This is a genomic window from Pseudomonas sp. R4-84, assembly GCF_054130985.1.
The window spans coordinates 5,511,155-5,526,743 of the sequence record NZ_CP096390.1; the positions used below are offsets into that span (position 1 = coordinate 5,511,155).

14 protein-coding genes are annotated in these 15,589 nt (G+C 59.0%); 7 read left to right on the forward strand and 7 right to left on the reverse strand.

The window, feature by feature from the left end; genetic code table 11:
- Position 1: 1 nt before the first annotated feature.
- The 6 genes from tssC to M1D68_RS24890 form a co-directional block, all read right to left on the reverse strand.
- Complete coding sequence (tssC, locus tag M1D68_RS24865) at positions 2-1,477, reverse strand: type VI secretion system contractile sheath large subunit (RefSeq protein ID WP_457968756.1); 1,476 nt, start codon at positions 1,475-1,477, stop codon at positions 2-4.
- A 24-nt stretch (positions 1,478-1,501) separates the two neighbouring features.
- A complete protein-coding gene (tssB, locus tag M1D68_RS24870) occupies positions 1,502-2,005 on the reverse strand; it encodes a type VI secretion system contractile sheath small subunit (RefSeq protein WP_420765964.1) in 504 nt (167 codons plus the stop codon).
- A gap of 31 nt (positions 2,006-2,036) precedes the next feature.
- On the reverse strand, positions 2,037-3,593 hold the full coding sequence (gene tssA, locus M1D68_RS24875; RefSeq protein ID WP_457968757.1) for a type VI secretion system protein TssA: 1,557 nt from the start codon (positions 3,591-3,593) through the stop codon (positions 2,037-2,039).
- Positions 3,594-4,369: 776 nt separating this feature from the next.
- Positions 4,370-4,645 carry an HU family DNA-binding protein gene (locus M1D68_RS24880; protein WP_003213368.1) on the reverse strand — a complete coding sequence of 92 codons (276 nt, stop codon included), beginning with the start codon at positions 4,643-4,645 and terminating at the stop codon, positions 4,370-4,372.
- A 191-nt stretch (positions 4,646-4,836) separates the two neighbouring features.
- Positions 4,837-5,985, reverse strand: coding sequence for an NAD(P)/FAD-dependent oxidoreductase (locus tag M1D68_RS24885; protein WP_457968761.1), 1,149 nt, complete (start codon positions 5,983-5,985; stop codon positions 4,837-4,839).
- A 24-nt stretch (positions 5,986-6,009) separates the two neighbouring features.
- A complete protein-coding gene (locus M1D68_RS24890) occupies positions 6,010-6,177 on the reverse strand; it encodes a rubredoxin (protein WP_420765972.1) in 168 nt (55 codons plus the stop codon).
- Between the two features lie 175 nt (positions 6,178-6,352).
- On the opposite strand from M1D68_RS24890, the gene M1D68_RS24895 reads away from it, so the two are divergent.
- The 5 genes from M1D68_RS24895 to M1D68_RS24915 all read left to right on the forward strand — a co-directional run bounded on the left by M1D68_RS24895 (position 6,353) and on the right by M1D68_RS24915 (position 11,523).
- On the forward strand, positions 6,353-6,916 hold the full coding sequence (locus M1D68_RS24895; RefSeq protein WP_434675642.1) for a chorismate--pyruvate lyase family protein: 564 nt from the start codon (positions 6,353-6,355) through the stop codon (positions 6,914-6,916).
- Entirely contained in the window at positions 6,916-7,806 is an 891-nt protein-coding gene (gene ubiA / locus M1D68_RS24900) for a 4-hydroxybenzoate octaprenyltransferase (RefSeq protein ID WP_434561390.1), read from the forward strand. Before M1D68_RS24895 ends, ubiA begins: the two co-directional genes overlap by 1 nt.
- A 95-nt stretch (positions 7,807-7,901) precedes the next feature.
- Positions 7,902-8,960 (forward strand): PA0069 family radical SAM protein, encoded by a 1,059-nt coding sequence (locus tag M1D68_RS24905; RefSeq protein ID WP_457968763.1) that lies wholly within the window; start codon positions 7,902-7,904, stop codon positions 8,958-8,960.
- 209 nt (positions 8,961-9,169) lie between these two features.
- Positions 9,170-9,901 carry a carbonic anhydrase gene (locus M1D68_RS24910; RefSeq protein ID WP_420765976.1) on the forward strand — a complete coding sequence of 244 codons (732 nt, stop codon included), beginning with the start codon at positions 9,170-9,172 and terminating at the stop codon, positions 9,899-9,901.
- A 92-nt stretch (positions 9,902-9,993) separates the two neighbouring features.
- Positions 9,994-11,523, forward strand: coding sequence for a SulP family inorganic anion transporter (locus M1D68_RS24915; protein ID WP_434561394.1), 1,530 nt, complete (start codon positions 9,994-9,996; stop codon positions 11,521-11,523).
- Between the two features lie 173 nt (positions 11,524-11,696).
- Here M1D68_RS24915 and M1D68_RS24920 read toward each other — a convergent pair whose 3' ends face one another.
- Entirely contained in the window at positions 11,697-12,347 is a 651-nt protein-coding gene (locus tag M1D68_RS24920; protein ID WP_457968765.1) for a hypothetical protein, read from the reverse strand.
- 373 nt (positions 12,348-12,720) lie between these two features.
- Between M1D68_RS24920 and coxB the strand changes: the two genes are divergently transcribed.
- Both coxB and ctaD read left to right on the forward strand, forming a co-directional pair.
- Entirely contained in the window at positions 12,721-13,848 is a 1,128-nt protein-coding gene (gene coxB, locus M1D68_RS24925; protein WP_039593404.1) for a cytochrome c oxidase subunit II, read from the forward strand.
- Between the two features lie 82 nt (positions 13,849-13,930).
- A complete protein-coding gene (gene ctaD / locus M1D68_RS24930) occupies positions 13,931-15,523 on the forward strand; it encodes a cytochrome c oxidase subunit I (protein WP_457968767.1) in 1,593 nt (530 codons plus the stop codon).
- The last annotated feature ends 66 nt before the right edge of the window (positions 15,524-15,589 follow it).

Here is a 15,589-nt window from a genome sequence, read left to right on the forward strand (position 1 = left end):
CTCACGCTTTGTCCAGTTTGCCAACCAACGACAGGGTAAAGTCGGCGCCCATGTACTTGAAATGTGGGCGTACGTGCAGGCTCACGCGATACCAGCCGGGCTCACCTTCGACATCGGTGACGATGACCTGGGCCGCCCGCAACGGCCGGCGACCACGGACTTCAGCACTCGGATTTTCCTGGTCGGCAATGTACTGGCGGATCCACTTGTTCAGCTCCAGTTCCAGATCAGTACGTTCTTTCCATGACCCGAGCTGCTCTCGCTGCAAAACCTTCAAATAATGAGCCAGGCGGTTGACGATCATCATGTATGGCAGCTGCGTACCTAACTTGTAGTTCAGCTCATTCATCTTCCCTTCAGCACTGATCCCGAAAAACTTTGGTTTCTGTACCGAACTGGCAGAGAAAAATGCGGCGTTATCGCTACCTTTGCGCATCGTCAGCGAGATAAAACCTTCTTCGGCCAGCTCGTATTCGCGTCTATCCGAGACAAGAACTTCGGTGGGAATCTTGGTTTCGATTTCGCCCATGCTTTCAAAGTGATGCAGTGGAAGATCTTCCACTGCCCCTCCGCTTTGGGGACCGACAATATTTGGACACCAGCGGAATTTGGCAAAGCTTTCGCTAAGACGAGTACCAAACGCGTACGCCGCATTCCCCCATAGATAATGCTCGTGACTGTTGGCGACGACTTCCTTGTAGACGAAAGACTTTACCGGGTTTTCCTGAGGATCGTAGGGACAACGCAGGAGAAATCGCGGTACGGTCAGCCCCACGTAGCGCGCATCTTCCGATTCACGGAAGCTCTGCCATTTGGTGAATTGCGGGCCTTCAAAATGATCCTTCAAGTCTTTGAGATCAGGCAATCCAGTAAAACTCTCCAATCCAAAGAATTCCGGACCGGCCGCAGCGATAAAAGGCGCATGCGCCATGCTTGCTACGCAGGATATATGCCGCATCAGCTTTACATCGGGTGAGCTTGGAGACAGGAAGTAATTCGCGATAATCGCGCCAACCGGCTGCCCACCGAATTGACCGTACTCGGCGGTGTACACATGTTTGTACAGGCCCGACTGCATGACTTCCGGAGAGTCCTCAAAATCATCCAGCAAATCGCTTTTGGATATGTTGAGCATTTCAACTTTAATGTTCTCGCGAAAGTCGGTGCGATCCACTAACAGTTGCAAACCACGCCATGCTGACTCCAATGCCTGGAAGGCGGGATGATGGAGGATCTCGTCAACCTGCCGGCTGAGCTTCGCGTCGATGTCGGCGATCATGCGATCTACCATCGCCTTCTTGACCGGCTCGCGGTTGTGCTGAGGCTTGAGAAGCTCCGCGATAAATGCGGCCAGGCCCCGCCTGGCAATGTCGTAAGCATCGTCCCGCGGTGTCAGTCGGGTTTCGGCGATGATGCTTTCGAGGATGCTGCACTCGCTATCGTCGCGGACATCTTGCTGCGCTATTGAGGTGTGCATGTGTGTCTTCCTTGGCTCAGTGAATCAAACAGCCTGCGCTGAAGTCGGCAGGCCTAGTTCGTCCAATATGCGACTGCGTGATTTGTCGTCTGCAAGCACGCCTTCGATAGCTTTGCGAAAGGCGGGGGCATTACCCAACGGACCTTTGAGCGCTACCAACGCATCACGCAGTTCCATCAATTTCTTGAGCTCAGGTACCTGCTCGACGAGGCTAGCGGGGTTGAAATCCTTCATCGAGTTCAAGCGCAATTGAACCGCGAGCTCGTCTATGTCACCTTCTGGTTGAAGGCGATTCGGTACACTCAGGACCAGATTCAACTCCTGCTTGGCCAGCACTTCGTCGAAGGTCATCTTGTCGATGCTGATCGGTTTACGATCCTCAACCTTGCGCCCATCCTGACGGTGGGTGTAATCGCCAACTGCGAGCAGTTTTAGCGGCAACTCAATTTCTTCCTGAGCGCCCCCGGTTGCGGGCTTGAACGTGACGTTGATGCGCTCCTTGGGAGCGACAGAGCCTTCTTTGGCCATGATTTCTTTCCTTACTATGGGGCCCGTAGGCCTATTCGATTACCCGTTCCAGGTCGAGGTGACATAAGCGGCGGTAAGTTTCATCCCTGCATTCGCGCACGAGATGGTTCTGAGGCAATAGCTCGCAGCAGCGATACAACAGGTGCAGCACCTGCAACGCGAGATCGGGCTCCCATTCGTTCAAATCTGCGCCCAGCAACGTCTGATCGAGCACCTCGAGCTGGGCTTTGGCGAGCTCGTATTTCTTGGCCGAGAAGCACAAACGAGCCATCGCGAACCGCCAAAGGAAGCGCGTACGTCCGCCGTATGTGTTTTGCATTGCCTGGCTGAGAAACTGCACCGCAGACTTGAGACTTTCGTTGCGTAGCATCACCTGAGCTTCTTCCAAAGCTCGTTCCCAAGGCATGTGGTTGTCGATCACATCGGTTCGGGGCCCAGCGTCTGGAAGATCCAGACGAGGCATGACATGGGCGGCTATCCATGCTCGAGTGGACGGATCCGCGAACGGTTCGCCATCGTGCCAACGCAACTCGATGACTCCGGGCAAACGTTGCAGGAACAATGCGAAATGGATTTCCTGCTCGCGCATGGCAGGCTCCGCACCCAGCCCTTGTAAACACTCCCAGGCGAGCCTCTGGCCATCAAACCAGAAAGGTGCCTTAGCCAAGCTGGCCTCTATTTCAACCAGGAGATTTGCGTAGTTACTTTGCTGGAAACTTTCCCGGTACGCCCTGAGCTTATCCGCAGGAAGCCCACGCAAAAGGGTTTTTAGCTCTACATCATGCTCTGGAACGGCATCGATACTCAGCCAGAGCACGGTACGGTTCAGCCGCAAAGCCCGAGCATCGGTCGCCTTTTGCTTGAGCCACCATGTGCATAACGAACGAGCGCTTTCCTGCTGGGCGCGCAGAGCCCGATGGGCGTCCTTTTCATTTTCGATTGGAACATCGGCAGTGAATAGTTGAGTAGCAGTTTGCTTCACCTGCGCTACTATCGCTTCAACGGCGCTCGGCGGCGGCTTATTATCGATAGAACGCTGCACCAGACTCCTGAGGCGCCGACACAGCGGGAGTAATAGAGGTGCGTCATCGCCCAAGTGATCGGTGAACACCGCGTCAAGATCTTCGAGTTGTTCAGCCAGAATCTGGAATAAGGTCAGTTGTGTTTTAATCGCGACATCATCACCCAATGCCTCCTCCAGGCGCGGAAGGAGCCAACTGAGGCTGGCCGCACGTGTCCGAACCTTCAAAGGGTACAGCTCAGCCCAATGATTCTTGCAGAGGTATCGCAAGAGACCCACCCCGGCGAGCAGCCCTTGGAACGAGTCTCGCTGATACAACGCCCAAGTCATCCACGCCGCCACTCGTAGATCCTTCGACTGGGTGCGCAACAAAGCTTCCCCTCGCTCCAATATATTCAACCAGTCGACTCGACCGTTTTCATGCACCGACTGGGCTTTGCCAAGCTCCACTTCCAAAACTTCGTATTCGTCTGAAAAACGCATATCCGCGCCCGCGAAATTCCCGTTGGAAATAGGCGTTTGGGCTAGTTTTAAATAATACTCGGACAGTTCTTCAGAATAAGACATGTGTAGCCTTTGATAAGCTTTGGTCGTATAGATCTAATTGTTCCGGAACGAAGGGTAAATTCGATGCGCAGCTATAGAAAACTTAACTCCATGATGATTCTCTGCGAAAGCTGCATCGACATGGCTTTCCGATCGGCGTGAAGCATGCCAAGTTCTAAACGAAAAAAATGTAGGACGTTTCGCTAAATGCGAACCGAGAATGAAAAAAAATGATACCAACACATTTTCTTGCTCGACCGAAGATGGCTACTATTTTTTAGTAATTTTGCCTATAGATGCCGAGCAGTAATTTAGTTCAAATAGTTTCTCCCTCCGAGTGGCTTAACAAAGGTTCGTACGGAAGCTTGAGAGCTCAAAACAAAAAACGCCGATTCGAGATGATGTTCGTGCGAGCAAACACATCTAACAAAGCGGCGTTCTTATGCGCGATACGTTCCTTCCGTTTGGGAGGGCTTTTCTGTTGTCGCCATCAAACCTGATGGCGACACGCTGATCGATCTCATCATCCAGACCAGCCGATTCCCGTGTGACCTGGAGGTGCGCCAGCATTGCCTTCTGGCACGAGTGGCCTACAGCCTGTTCGTGTGGTAGCCAAATACTGAATTAAGGTCATCAAACGGATGGCCCTACGGCTACCGAGACAAGGAATTTTTTTCATGAAGATGAAGAGCGACTTTGCCGGCAATCCGTGAAGACCTAAAAAAAGGCATACCGATCACCATCGGTATGCCTTTTTTGTTGCCGCTTCCTTCCCTCGTCAGAGGTACTCGCCGCGATTACGGGTTAACGCTGTCCTTCAAGGACTTGCCCGGCTTGAACGCAACGGTGTTGCTGGCCTTGATCTTCACTGGCTCGCCGGTTTGTGGGTTCTTGCCGGTGCGGGCGCCGCGGTGGCGCTGCAGGAAGGTGCCGAAGCCGACCAGAGTGACGCTGTCCTTGCGGTGCAGGGCGCCGGTAATTTCTTCGAGGACGGCGTTGAGGACGCGGTTGGCTTGTTCTTTGGTGAGGTCTGCTTTTTCCGCGATGGCGGCAGCGAGTTCTGGTTTACGCATGAATGAAGCCCCTTTGACGGTTTTTTTGTTGTTATGTCCGGGCTGTTCTCTTCGGAACACCCCCTAAGGCGCCGCAGGCTCTACTCTGCGGCAGACGGGAGTGAGGATGGCACGGGGCCGCAACCGGCGCCAGTGGCCGGCGGGGGTTTGTGCCCTCAAAAGCAGGTTATTTGTGACAGAACGGCCAGTATTTACGCCAGCAGGGCTGGAAGCTGCTTGTTCAACGCCAGTTTTTCCATCACCGCCGCACCGGTCAGGGCGTAGCCCAGCAGATTGCCTTGGGCGTCGCGGCACAGGGCCTTGATGTCGGCGCCTTGCCCTTCGACGCTCCACACGCCTTCGCTACCCCGTGGTGGTGGCGAAACCACCAATGGGCACACCGGGGTTTTCACCGTGATCGGCATGGCGCCGTAGCCTACGGCGGTGGGGTTGCCGGCCAGGGTTTGGGCCAGGGCGCGCGCGCAACTCATCAGCGGCATCACGTAGAGCAGGTTCAAGCCATCGACTTCGGCGCAGTCGCCCAAGGCGTAGATATTGGCGTGGGAAGTCTTCAGATGACGATCCACCACGACGCCGCGATTGACCACCAGGCCGGCGGCGGCCGCCAGGTCGATGCGCGGGCGCAGACCGATGGCCGAGACCACCAGGTCGCAGGCGATCACTTGGCCGTCCGATAGGTGCGCTTCCAAGCCGTCGGCCACCCGTTGCAGGCGATTGAGCACCGGGCCGAGGTGGAACCGCGCGCCAAGGCTTTCCAACCCGGCCTGTACCGCTGCGGCGGCCGCCGGGTGCAGCAGCGTCGGCATGACTTGCTCGCATGGGGCGACCAGTTCTACTTCATAGCCACCCAGGGTCAGGTCGTTGGCAAATTCGCAGCCGATCAGGCCGGCGCCTAGCAGCAGCACCCGGCGCTTGCCAGCGGCGGCGGCGCGAAAGCGGGCGTAGTCTTCCAGGTCGTTGATGGGGAAGATCAGGTCCGCCGCGTCGCCTTGCACCGGCACGCGCACGGTTTCAGCGCCCCAGGCCAGCACCAAGTCGCGATAGCTCACTGCTTCTTCGCCGATCCACAGGCGCTTGTGGCCCGGGTCGATGCCGCTGATGCGCGTGTGGGTGCGTACCTCGGCATTCAGTTGCTCGGCCATCGCGCCTGGCTCGGCCATGCTCAGGCCATCGGCGTCTTTGTTCTTGCCGAAGCCCGTGGAGAGCATCGGCTTGGAGTAGGAGCGGCCGTCGTCCGCGGTTATCAGCAGCAACGGGGTTTCGCTGTCGAGCTTGCGAAATTCCCGGGCCAGGTTGTAACCGGCCAGGCCAGTGCCGACGATGACGACAGGTGCGCTCATGTTGCTCTCCGTTTGGTGAAACGATCAGTTGATTTCGATCATTTCGAAATCCATTTTGCCGACGCCGCAGTCCGGGCACAGCCAGTCTTGCGGTACGTCTTCCCAGCGAGTGCCGGGCGCGATGCCATCGTCAGGCCAACCGTCAGCTTCGTTGTAGATCAGGCCACAGACAATACATTGCCACTTCTTCATTCCAATACTTCCTCAAGATGTCAGGCTTGGCCGGTATTTTCCGGCTCAGGGCCGTTTTGTACTGATCGGTCGCGACAGATGCAAGCGGCATCGGCGCGTCGGCGGGTTGGCTCGGCCAAAATCGCCGACCGGCATGGTAAGCTCGCGGCCTCATTTGCTGCCATTCAAGACCCCTGTGCCGCCTACAAATTCGATATTTCCTACACTCCAATGGCTGCCCCAACACCTGCTGTCGCCCCGCCCGGATGCGTGCGTCATGGACTGGCTGTTTGACGAAGGCTCCCTGACCCGGCGCCTGACCGGCCTGTCGGACGATCACTTCAGCGTGACGCCGCTGTTCGAAGGCTGGCAGCCGTTGCGCGCCGATGAGTGTGCCGCGCTGGACCTGGCCGAGGGCAGCGAGGGCTGGGTGCGCGAGGTGTACCTGCGCGGCCACGGCCAGCCTTGGGTGTTTGCCCGCAGCGTGGCGGCGCGCAGCGCGTTGCAGGGCGACGGCTTGCAGATGGACGAACTGGGCAGCCGCTCGTTGGGCGAGCTGCTGTTTTGTGACCAGGCGTTCCAGCGTCGGGCGATCGAGGTCTGCCACTACCCGAGCGAATGGTTGCCGGCAGAGGTTCGCGCCACCGCGTTGTGGGGCCGTCGTTCACGTTTTGATCGCGGCACGTTGAGCGTACTGGTGGCGGAGGTGTTTCTGCCGAGCCTGTGGACAGTCGCTCGCGCCTATTCGGAGAATTGCTGATGTACGTGCAACTGCTCAAATCCTTGAACCGCCTCAATCCGCGGGCCTGGGACTTCGTGCAACTGACGCGCATGGACAAGCCCATCGGTATTTATCTGCTGCTGTGGCCGACGTTGTGGGCGCTGTGGATCGCCGGTGAGGGTTCGCCATCCCTGGCCAACATCGTGATTTTTATTCTCGGCGTGGTACTGACCCGTGCCGGCGGCTGCGTGATCAACGACTGGGCCGACCGCAAGGTGGACGGCCACGTCAAGCGCACCGAACAGCGTCCATTGGTGAGCGGCAAGATCAGCTCCAGGGAAGCGCTGGTGTTCTTCGCGGTGCTGATGAGCGTGAGCTTCCTGCTGGTGCTGTGCACCAATGCGCCGACGATTCTGTTGTCCTTGGGCGGGTTGGCTTTGGCCTTCAGCTACCCGTTCATGAAGCGCTATACCTATTACCCCCAAGTGGTGCTGGGCGCGGCGTTTTCGTGGGGCATGCCGATGGCCTTCACCGCCGAAACCGGCCATCTGCCGGCGGCCGCCTGGTTGCTGTACATCGCCAACCTGCTGTGGACGGTGGGCTACGACACCTATTACGCCATGACCGACCGGGACGATGATTTGAAAATAGGCGTGAAATCCACGGCGATCCTGTTCGGCGATGCCGACCGGGTGATCATCCTCACGCTGCAAGGCCTGGCCCTGGCTTGCCTGTTGCTGGCCGGGTCGACATTCAAGCTCGGTGGCTGGTTTCACCTGGGGTTGGTGGCCGCTGCCGCGTGTTTCGCCTGGGAGTTCTGGTACACCCGCAGCAAGGATCGGATGCGCTGCTTCAAGGCGTTCTTGCACAACCATTGGGCCGGGTTGGCGATTTTCGTGGGGATTGTGCTGGACTATGGGTTGCGCTGAGGCGACTCGCTTATCCATAGAACCCGCCCAATGGCACTGGCCGCAATGGCAATCAACGAATACTGTATGCACATACAGCTTTCGGAGTATTGCCCATGTCCGCCCCTCTTCCGCCCCGTGGCCGCGGCACCGCCACCAATCCGCATAACCGTTTCGCCCCAAGCCGTTCGGTGGCCGAGGATGATGGCTGGTACCAGGAAGTACCGCCGACCCAGGGCACCGAAGTACGCATCGAAACCGCCAAGACCATCATCACCCGCAACACTTCCACCGACATCCCTTTCGATCGCTCGATCAACCCCTACCGAGGCTGCGAACACGGTTGCATCTATTGTTATGCCAGGCCCAGCCATGCCTACTGGGACATGTCGCCCGGGCTCGATTTCGAAACGAAGCTGATCGCCAAGACCAACGCCGCCGACGTGCTGGAGCAACAATTGGCCCGGCGCGGCTACCAGTGCGCGCCGATCGCCCTGGGTTCCAACACCGACCCCTACCAGCCGATCGAACGCGAGCAACGCATTACCCGGCGGATTCTCGAGGTGTTGCTGCGTCATCGGCACCCGGTGACCATCGTCACCAAAGGCTCGTTGATCCTGCGGGACCTGGACCTGTTGACCGAACTGGCCCAGCAACGCCTCGTACACGTGATGATCAGCCTCACCACGCTGGACGATGAGCTCAAGCGCATTCTCGAACCCCGCGCGGCCGCGCCCAGCGCACGGCTTCGGGCCATAAGGGTCATGCGCGAGGCGGGTATCAAGGTGGGGGTGCTGTGTGCGCCAATGATTCCGATGATCAACGACAGCGAGATCGAAAGCCTGCTGGCCGAAGCCCATGCCGCCGGCGCGCAGACCGCCGCCTATGTCATGTTGCGCCTGCCACTGGAGGTGGCGCCGCTGTTCGAGGAGTGGTTGCAGGCGCACTACCCGCAGCGCGCCGCCCATGTGTTGAGCCTGGTGCGCCAGAGTCGCGGCGGTGAGCTGTACGACAGCCGATTTGGCGTACGGATGCGCGGCGAAGGCCCGTTTGCCGATCTGCTGGCGCAGCGTTTCGCTAAAACGATTAAGCGATTGGGAATGGATCGACGCGACGGTTACGATCTTGATTGCGATGCCTTCTGTCCGCCGGGGCGACAGATGTCATTGATTTAAATACAGTTCGCTTTAAATTGATCTTTGAAGATGGCGCGGCGCAAACATCCCTGGCGCTTTGTTTACGCCTCGTAATATGCGTTCTAGAGCCTTCCATTCAGTTTGAGTTAAGTTTCGGCCGCTACCTTGTTCATCGAGTGACTGACGGGTCGAGCCTTTCGACCTGGATGTTTTTTAACCAGCCACTGGCGTCTCAAAGAGGATGAATCATGAGTGACAAGGATAAACAGCCGTTGGCTGCGTCGGCTTCAGCCCAACCCCAGGCGGAAACCGCCGATGCAGCGCTGCAGCACATTGTTGACGGCTTTTTGCATTTCCATCACGAGATCTTTCCCCAGCAGGAAGAGCTCTTCAAGAAACTCGCCACCGCCCAGAAGCCCCGGGCGATGTTCATCACCTGCGCCGATTCGCGCATCGTGCCCGAGTTGATCACCCATAGCTCTCCTGGCGACCTGTTCGTGACCCGTAACGTCGGCAACGTCGTTCCGCCTTACGGCCAGATGAACGGCGGCGTTTCCACCGCCATCGAATACGCCGTGCTCGCCCTCGGCGTGCAGCACATCATCGTCTGCGGCCACTCCGATTGCGGCGCCATGCGTGCCGTGCTCAACCCCGATACCTTGGAAAAAATGCCGACGGTCAAGGCCTGGCTGCGCCACGCCGAAGTCGCCAAGACCATGGTCCATGACAACTGCCCGTGCGGTGACGAGAAGCAGACCATGCCCGTCCTCACCGAAGAGAACGTGATCGCGCAGTTGCAGCATTTGCGAACGCACCCCTCGGTGGCTTCTCGCATGGCCAGCGGCCAGTTGTTCATCCATGGCTGGGTGTACAACATCGAGACCAGCGAGATCAAAGCCTTTGACGCGGACCGGGGCTGTTTCCTGCCGCTCGATGGCAGCCATCCGATACCGGTGGCGACGCCCAAAGCGCGCTTCTAAAACCACTCCTAATCATCCTTGTATGGTTCAGCCTTACCGCTATTGAGGCGGTAGGGCCTCGCCATGCCTGAAGAAACTTCGGGAGAGTCGCCATGCGTGCTGCTCAATTAAAAGCTGTTCTGCCACGGGAGCTGTTGGCTTCGGTGGTTGTATTCCTCGTGGCGCTGCCCTTGTGCATGGGCATTGCCATCGCATCAGGCCTGCCACCGGCCAAGGGCCTGATTACCGGGATCATCGGTGGTTTGGTGGTGGGTTTTCTGGCGGGCTCCAAGCTGCAAGTCAGCGGTCCGGCCGCCGGGTTGGCGGTGTTGGTTTTCGAACTGGTGCGCCAGCATGGCGTGGCCATGCTCGGGCCGATCCTGTTGTTGGCCGGCCTTCTGCAACTGTTGGCCGGACGCTTTCGCCTCGGGTGCTGGTTCCGGGTCACCGCGCCTGCGGTGGTGTACGGCATGCTCGCCGGTATCGGCGTGCTGATCGTATTGTCCCAGGTCCATGTGATGCTCGACGCAGCGCCCAAGCCTTCCGGCCTGGACAACCTGGCGGCATTCCCTGCGGCAGTCGCCCAGGCCTTGCCGTCGTTCGGCTGGCAGGCCGGCTTGCTGGGCCTTTCGACGATCGCGGTGATGTGGCTATGGGAAAAGTTCCGGCCCCATAGCCTGCGCTTCATTCCTGGCGCGCTGCTGGGCGTCGGCCTGGCAACCGTCGCGAGCCTGCTGCTGGCGTTGCAGGTCAAGCGCGTGGAAGTCCCGGAAAACATGGCCGAAGCCATCGACTGGCTGCGCCCGGCGGATCTGCTGAGCCTGGCCGATCCAACGCTGCTGATCGCGGCCTTCGCGGTCGCCTTCATCGCCAGCGCCGAAACCCTGCTGTCGGCGGCCGCCGTGGACCGCATGCACAGCGGCGAACGGGCGGATTTCGACCGGGAATTATCGGCGCAAGGTATCGGCAACATGCTCTGCGGCCTGCTCGGCGCCTTGCCCATGACCGGCGTGATCGTGCGCAGCTCGGCCAATGTCCAGGCCGGCGCGACCACGCGGATGTCGACGATCTTCCACGGCTTGTGGTTGCTGCTGTTCGTGCTGTTGCTGTCGAGCGTGCTGCAAAGCATTCCGGTGGCGAGCCTGGCGGGTGTGCTGGTCTATACCGGTTTCAAGCTGGTGGACATCAAGGCGTTCCGCAGCCTCGGTCGTTATGGGCGGATGCCCATGTTCACCTATGCCGCAACGGCACTGGCGATCATCTTCACCGACCTGTTGACCGGTGTACTGGTCGGTTTCGGCCTGACCCTGGTGAAGCTGGCCTGGAAAGCTTCGCGCCTGAAAATCAGCCTGATCGACCTGCCGCAGGAAGGCGAGATGGAACTGCGATTGGTGGGTGCGGCAACCTTCCTCAAGGTTCCGGCCTTGACCCAGGTACTGGGTACCATTCCCGAAGGCGCGACGGTGCATGTGCCGCTCAATAATCTGAGCTACATCGATCACTCGTGCCTGGAGTTGCTCGAAGAATGGGGCCGGGCGAACGCCAGCAAGGGTTCGAAGCTGCTGATTGAATCCCGGGGGCTCAAGCGCCGGTTGGAAGGGCGGTTGCGCACGACGGTGGGGGTTGGCGCAGCCTCTGCCTGACAGCTCACTCCCAAAGGAGCTGGGTGTAGGGCAGATAATTCTTGAAGACCACAGACTCAATGTGGGAGCGAGCTTGCTCGCGATCGCGGCGTGTCAGTCCACTACACTGTGGCTGACCCAATGCAATCGCGAGCAAGCTCGCTCCCACAGGGGGGTCATGTGTCCCCGATAGATCAAGCCGCCGGCTGATCCAGCTCCAGGCCCACGCCCAAGCGACGCGACATGCACGGCCAGCGCTTCCAGGCCGCGCCGGTCTCCGGGCTGCTGAGCTTCTCGCGATAGGCTTCCACCGACTCCAACGCAAACGTCTCGTCGTTGAGCATCTCATCGAACGTGTGATGCACCACTTCATCGAGCTGGTTGGCAAATGCCTCACCGATCAATTGGTGGGCGATCAGGTTGGCGACCGTCATGTCCAACGGAATCAGCGGCTGGCCGAAATGCTTGATGTAGAGGTCGTTCACCTCTTCGACGAACCGGTGCGCCAGATAGGCTTCGTCGAGCAGGCTGTTGAGCCCGACATGCCCGGCCGTGATGGTCGGTGGCTGGAGAAAGTACTGCTCGGCAATTTTCAGTACGGGTTTGATTTGCGACTCGATACCCGCCTCCCTGGCAACGTCATTGGCTGCATCCAGCAGGTCAGGCACTTCGTTGATGTAGGCGGCGACAAATCTCGCCAGGACGTCATTGGCGTTCGCATCCGGCAACTGAATGGCGGGGTGCAGCGTTGGTAACTGCGCCGTCAACTGACGGCTCAACAGGCCGGTCTCGGCCTCATGTTGCAGGGCTTTTTGGATCTGCTCGCGCAATGCGGCGGTGTTCATGACAACTCCAGGAAACAACAGGCAATGAAATAGGAATGACATAACTTAGCTGGCGCGCATTGACTCCTAAGACCTATTTTTCATAACCGCCCCTTCCCTGATACGTCGCCGTTATATCGGTTTGCCATCACTCAGTTCGCATCCTTCTCCATTCATGGGCTGTAGCGCAAGCCCCGGCTGTTTCAAACGATTTACGCCGTCGCGTTGCGAGGTTGCAGGTGCTGTCTATACTCGGGTTGGAATGGAGTTAGCTGATGACACCCGATTGCATGTGCAGCAAGGCGCGGCGAGTCAATTAAGCAGTCTGAAAAGCCGATCCCTTGCCGCAGGCGTTACGCCTACGGGATAACAAGAACGATAAGGGGAACCCGCAATGACGCGACATCCACACGTATGGATGGGCCTCCTGTTGTGGTCGATTTTCAGTCAGGCGCAAGCGGCCTGGACTGTGAATATGGCGCCTGGAGCGACACAGATCAGCAATGCAGTGTTCGACCTTCACATGACCATTTTCTGGATCTGTGTGGTCATCGGCATCATCGTCTTCGGCGCCATGTTCTGGTCGATGATGATGCACCGCCGCTCAACCGGCCAGAATGCCGCGCACTTCCACGAAAACACCCGCGTCGAAATCCTCTGGACCATCGTGCCCTTCCTGATCCTGGTGCTGATGGCGATCCCTGCCACAGCCACGCTGATCAAGATGTACGACTCCAGCGAGTCGGAGATCGACATCCAGGTCACCGGCTATCAATGGAAGTGGCACTACAAATACCTGGGCCAGGACGTCGAGTTCTTCAGCAACCTGGCGACCCCCGCCGAACAGATCAACAACCAGAGCGCCAAGGGCGAGCACTACCTGCTGGAAGTCGACAAGCCGCTGGTGCTGCCGGTCGATGCCAAGGTGCGCTTTCTGGTGACCTCCGCCGACGTGATCCACTCCTGGTGGGTGCCGGCCTTCGCGGTCAAGCGCGACGCTATTCCAGGGTTCGTCAACGAAGCCTGGACCCGCGTCGACAAGCCCGGCATCTATCGCGGCCAATGCGCCGAGCTGTGTGGCAAGGACCATGGCTTCATGCCGATCGTGGTAGAGGTCAAGAGCAAACCCGACTACGAGAAATGGCTGGGCGAACGCAAGGCCGAAGCCGCGCAGCTTAAAGAGTTGACCAGCAAGGAGTGGACGCGCGAAGAACTCGTCGAGCGTGGCGACAAGGTCTACCACACCACATGCGTGGCATGTCACCAGGCCGAAGGCCAGGGCTTGCCGCCGATGTTCCCGGCGCTCAAGGGCTCGAAAATCGCCACCGGGCCAATCAAGGATCACTTGAACATCGTCTTCCATGGCAAGCCCGGCACCTCCATGGCGGCGTTCGGCAAACAGTTGTCGGAAGTCGATATCGCGGCGGTCGTGACCTATGAACGCAACGCCTGGGGCAACAACAAGGGCGACATGGTCACGCCTAAAGAAGTGCTGGAACTCAAACAGGCGGAAAGCCAATGAGCCGGCCTGACGTCTGTTCCCGCAACCGGTCGGGGCGCGTTGCCCCGCGCCGTCCAGCCCATTGGTTCGAAGGAGAAAGGACATGAGTGCTGTGATCGATGACCACGGTCATGCCGGCGCCGACCACGCCCACGGCCCCGCCAAGGGCCTGATGCGCTGGGTGCTGACCACCAACCACAAGGACATCGGTACGCTGTACCTGTGGTTCGCGTTCTCCATGTTCCTGCTGGGCGGCTCGTTCGCCATGGTGATCCGCGCCGAGCTGTTCCAGCCCGGTTTGCAGATCGTACAGCCGGAGTTCTTCAACCAGATGACCACCATGCATGGCCTGGTGATGGTCTTCGGCGCGGTGATGCCGGCCTTCGTCGGCCTTGCCAACTGGATGGTGCCGCTGATGATCGGCGCGCCGGACATGGCCCTGCCACGCATGAACAACTTCAGTTTCTGGCTGTTGCCAGCGGCGTTCCTGATGCTGGTCTCGACGCTGTTCACACCGGGGGGTGGGCCGAATTTCGGCTGGACATTCTATGCGCCGCTGTCCACCACTTATGCGCCGGAAAGCGTGACGTTTTTCATCTTCGCCATCCACCTGATGGGCATCAGCTCGATCATGGGCGCGATCAATGTGGTCGCCACCATCCTCAACCTGCGCGCCCCCGGCATGACCCTGATGAAAATGCCGCTGTTCGTCTGGACCTGGCTGATCACCGCGTTTTTGCTGATCGCAGTCATGCCGGTGCTGGCCGGCTGCGTGACGATGATGCTGATGGACATCCACTTCGGCACCAGCTTCTTCAGTGCCGCCGGCGGCGGTGACCCGGTGCTGTTCCAGCACGTGTTCTGGTTCTTCGGCCACCCCGAGGTGTACATCATGATCCTGCCGGCCTTCGGTGCCGTCAGCTCGATCATCCCGGCGTTCTCGCGCAAGCCATTGTTCGGCTACACCTCGATGGTCTACGCCACGGCCGCCATTGCGTTCCTGTCATTCATCGTCTGGGCGCACCACATGTTCGTGGTCGGTATCCCGCTGGTGGGCGAGTTGTTCTTCATGTACGCGACCCTGTTGATCGCCGTGCCCACCGGGGTGAAGGTGTTCAACTGGGCCAGCACCATGTGGCAGGGCTCGCTGACCTTCGAGACGCCGATGCTGTTCGCCGTGGCGTTCGTGATCCTGTTTTCCATCGGCGGCTTCTCCGGGCTCATGCTCGCCATCGCCCCGGCGGACTTCCAGTACCAGGACACCTACTTTGTGGTCGCGCATTTCCACTACGTGCTGGTGCCCGGCGCGATCTTCGGGATTTTCGCCTCGGCGTACTACTGGCTGCCGAAATGGACCGGCCACATGTACGACGAAACCCTCGGCAAGCTGCACTTCTGGCTCTCGTTCATCGGTATGAACATGGCGTTCTTCCCGATGCACTTCGTGGGCCTGGCGGGCATGCCCCGGCGGATTCCCGACTACAACCTGCAGTTCGCCGACTTCAACATGGTCTCGTCCATCGGCGCGTTCATGTTCGGCACCACGCAGATCTTCTTCCTGTTCATCGTGATCAAGACCATCCGCGGCGGCGAGCCAGCCCCGGCCAAGCCGTGGGATGGCGCCGAAGGGCTGGAGTGGAGCGTGCCGTCGCCGGCGCCGTATCACACGTTTACTACGCCGCCGGAAGTGAAATAGATGACACCGGGGCCTTATGTGGGAGCGAGCTTGCTCGCGATGGCGGTGTGTCTGACGCACCGAGTC

What these genes read in the sequence shown, in the direction of transcription:
- M1D68_RS24885 (WP_457968761.1), bottom strand. Translation starts at nt 5,985, where the DNA reads ATGAGCGCACCTGTCGTCATCGTCGGCACTGGCCTGGCCGGTTACAAC.
- M1D68_RS24880 (WP_003213368.1), bottom strand. Translation starts at nt 4,645, where the DNA reads ATGCGTAAACCAGAACTCGCTGCCGCCATCGCGGAAAAAGCAGACCTC.
- M1D68_RS24890 (WP_420765972.1), bottom strand. Translation starts at nt 6,177, where the DNA reads ATGAAGAAGTGGCAATGTATTGTCTGTGGCCTGATCTACAACGAAGCT.
- M1D68_RS24905 (WP_457968763.1), top strand. Translation starts at nt 7,902, where the DNA reads ATGTCCGCCCCTCTTCCGCCCCGTGGCCGCGGCACCGCCACCAATCCG.
- tssA (WP_457968757.1), bottom strand. Translation starts at nt 3,593, where the DNA reads ATGTCTTATTCTGAAGAACTGTCCGAGTATTATTTAAAACTAGCCCAA.
- M1D68_RS24920 (WP_457968765.1), bottom strand. Translation starts at nt 12,347, where the DNA reads ATGAACACCGCCGCATTGCGCGAGCAGATCCAAAAAGCCCTGCAACAT.
- tssC (WP_457968756.1), bottom strand. Translation starts at nt 1,477, where the DNA reads ATGCACACCTCAATAGCGCAGCAAGATGTCCGCGACGATAGCGAGTGC.
- coxB (WP_039593404.1), top strand. Translation starts at nt 12,721, where the DNA reads ATGACGCGACATCCACACGTATGGATGGGCCTCCTGTTGTGGTCGATT.
- M1D68_RS24910 (WP_420765976.1), top strand. Translation starts at nt 9,170, where the DNA reads ATGAGTGACAAGGATAAACAGCCGTTGGCTGCGTCGGCTTCAGCCCAA.
- ctaD (WP_457968767.1), top strand. Translation starts at nt 13,931, where the DNA reads ATGAGTGCTGTGATCGATGACCACGGTCATGCCGGCGCCGACCACGCC.
- M1D68_RS24915 (WP_434561394.1), top strand. Translation starts at nt 9,994, where the DNA reads ATGCGTGCTGCTCAATTAAAAGCTGTTCTGCCACGGGAGCTGTTGGCT.
- tssB (WP_420765964.1), bottom strand. Translation starts at nt 2,005, where the DNA reads ATGGCCAAAGAAGGCTCTGTCGCTCCCAAGGAGCGCATCAACGTCACG.
- ubiA (WP_434561390.1), top strand. Translation starts at nt 6,916, where the DNA reads ATGTACGTGCAACTGCTCAAATCCTTGAACCGCCTCAATCCGCGGGCC.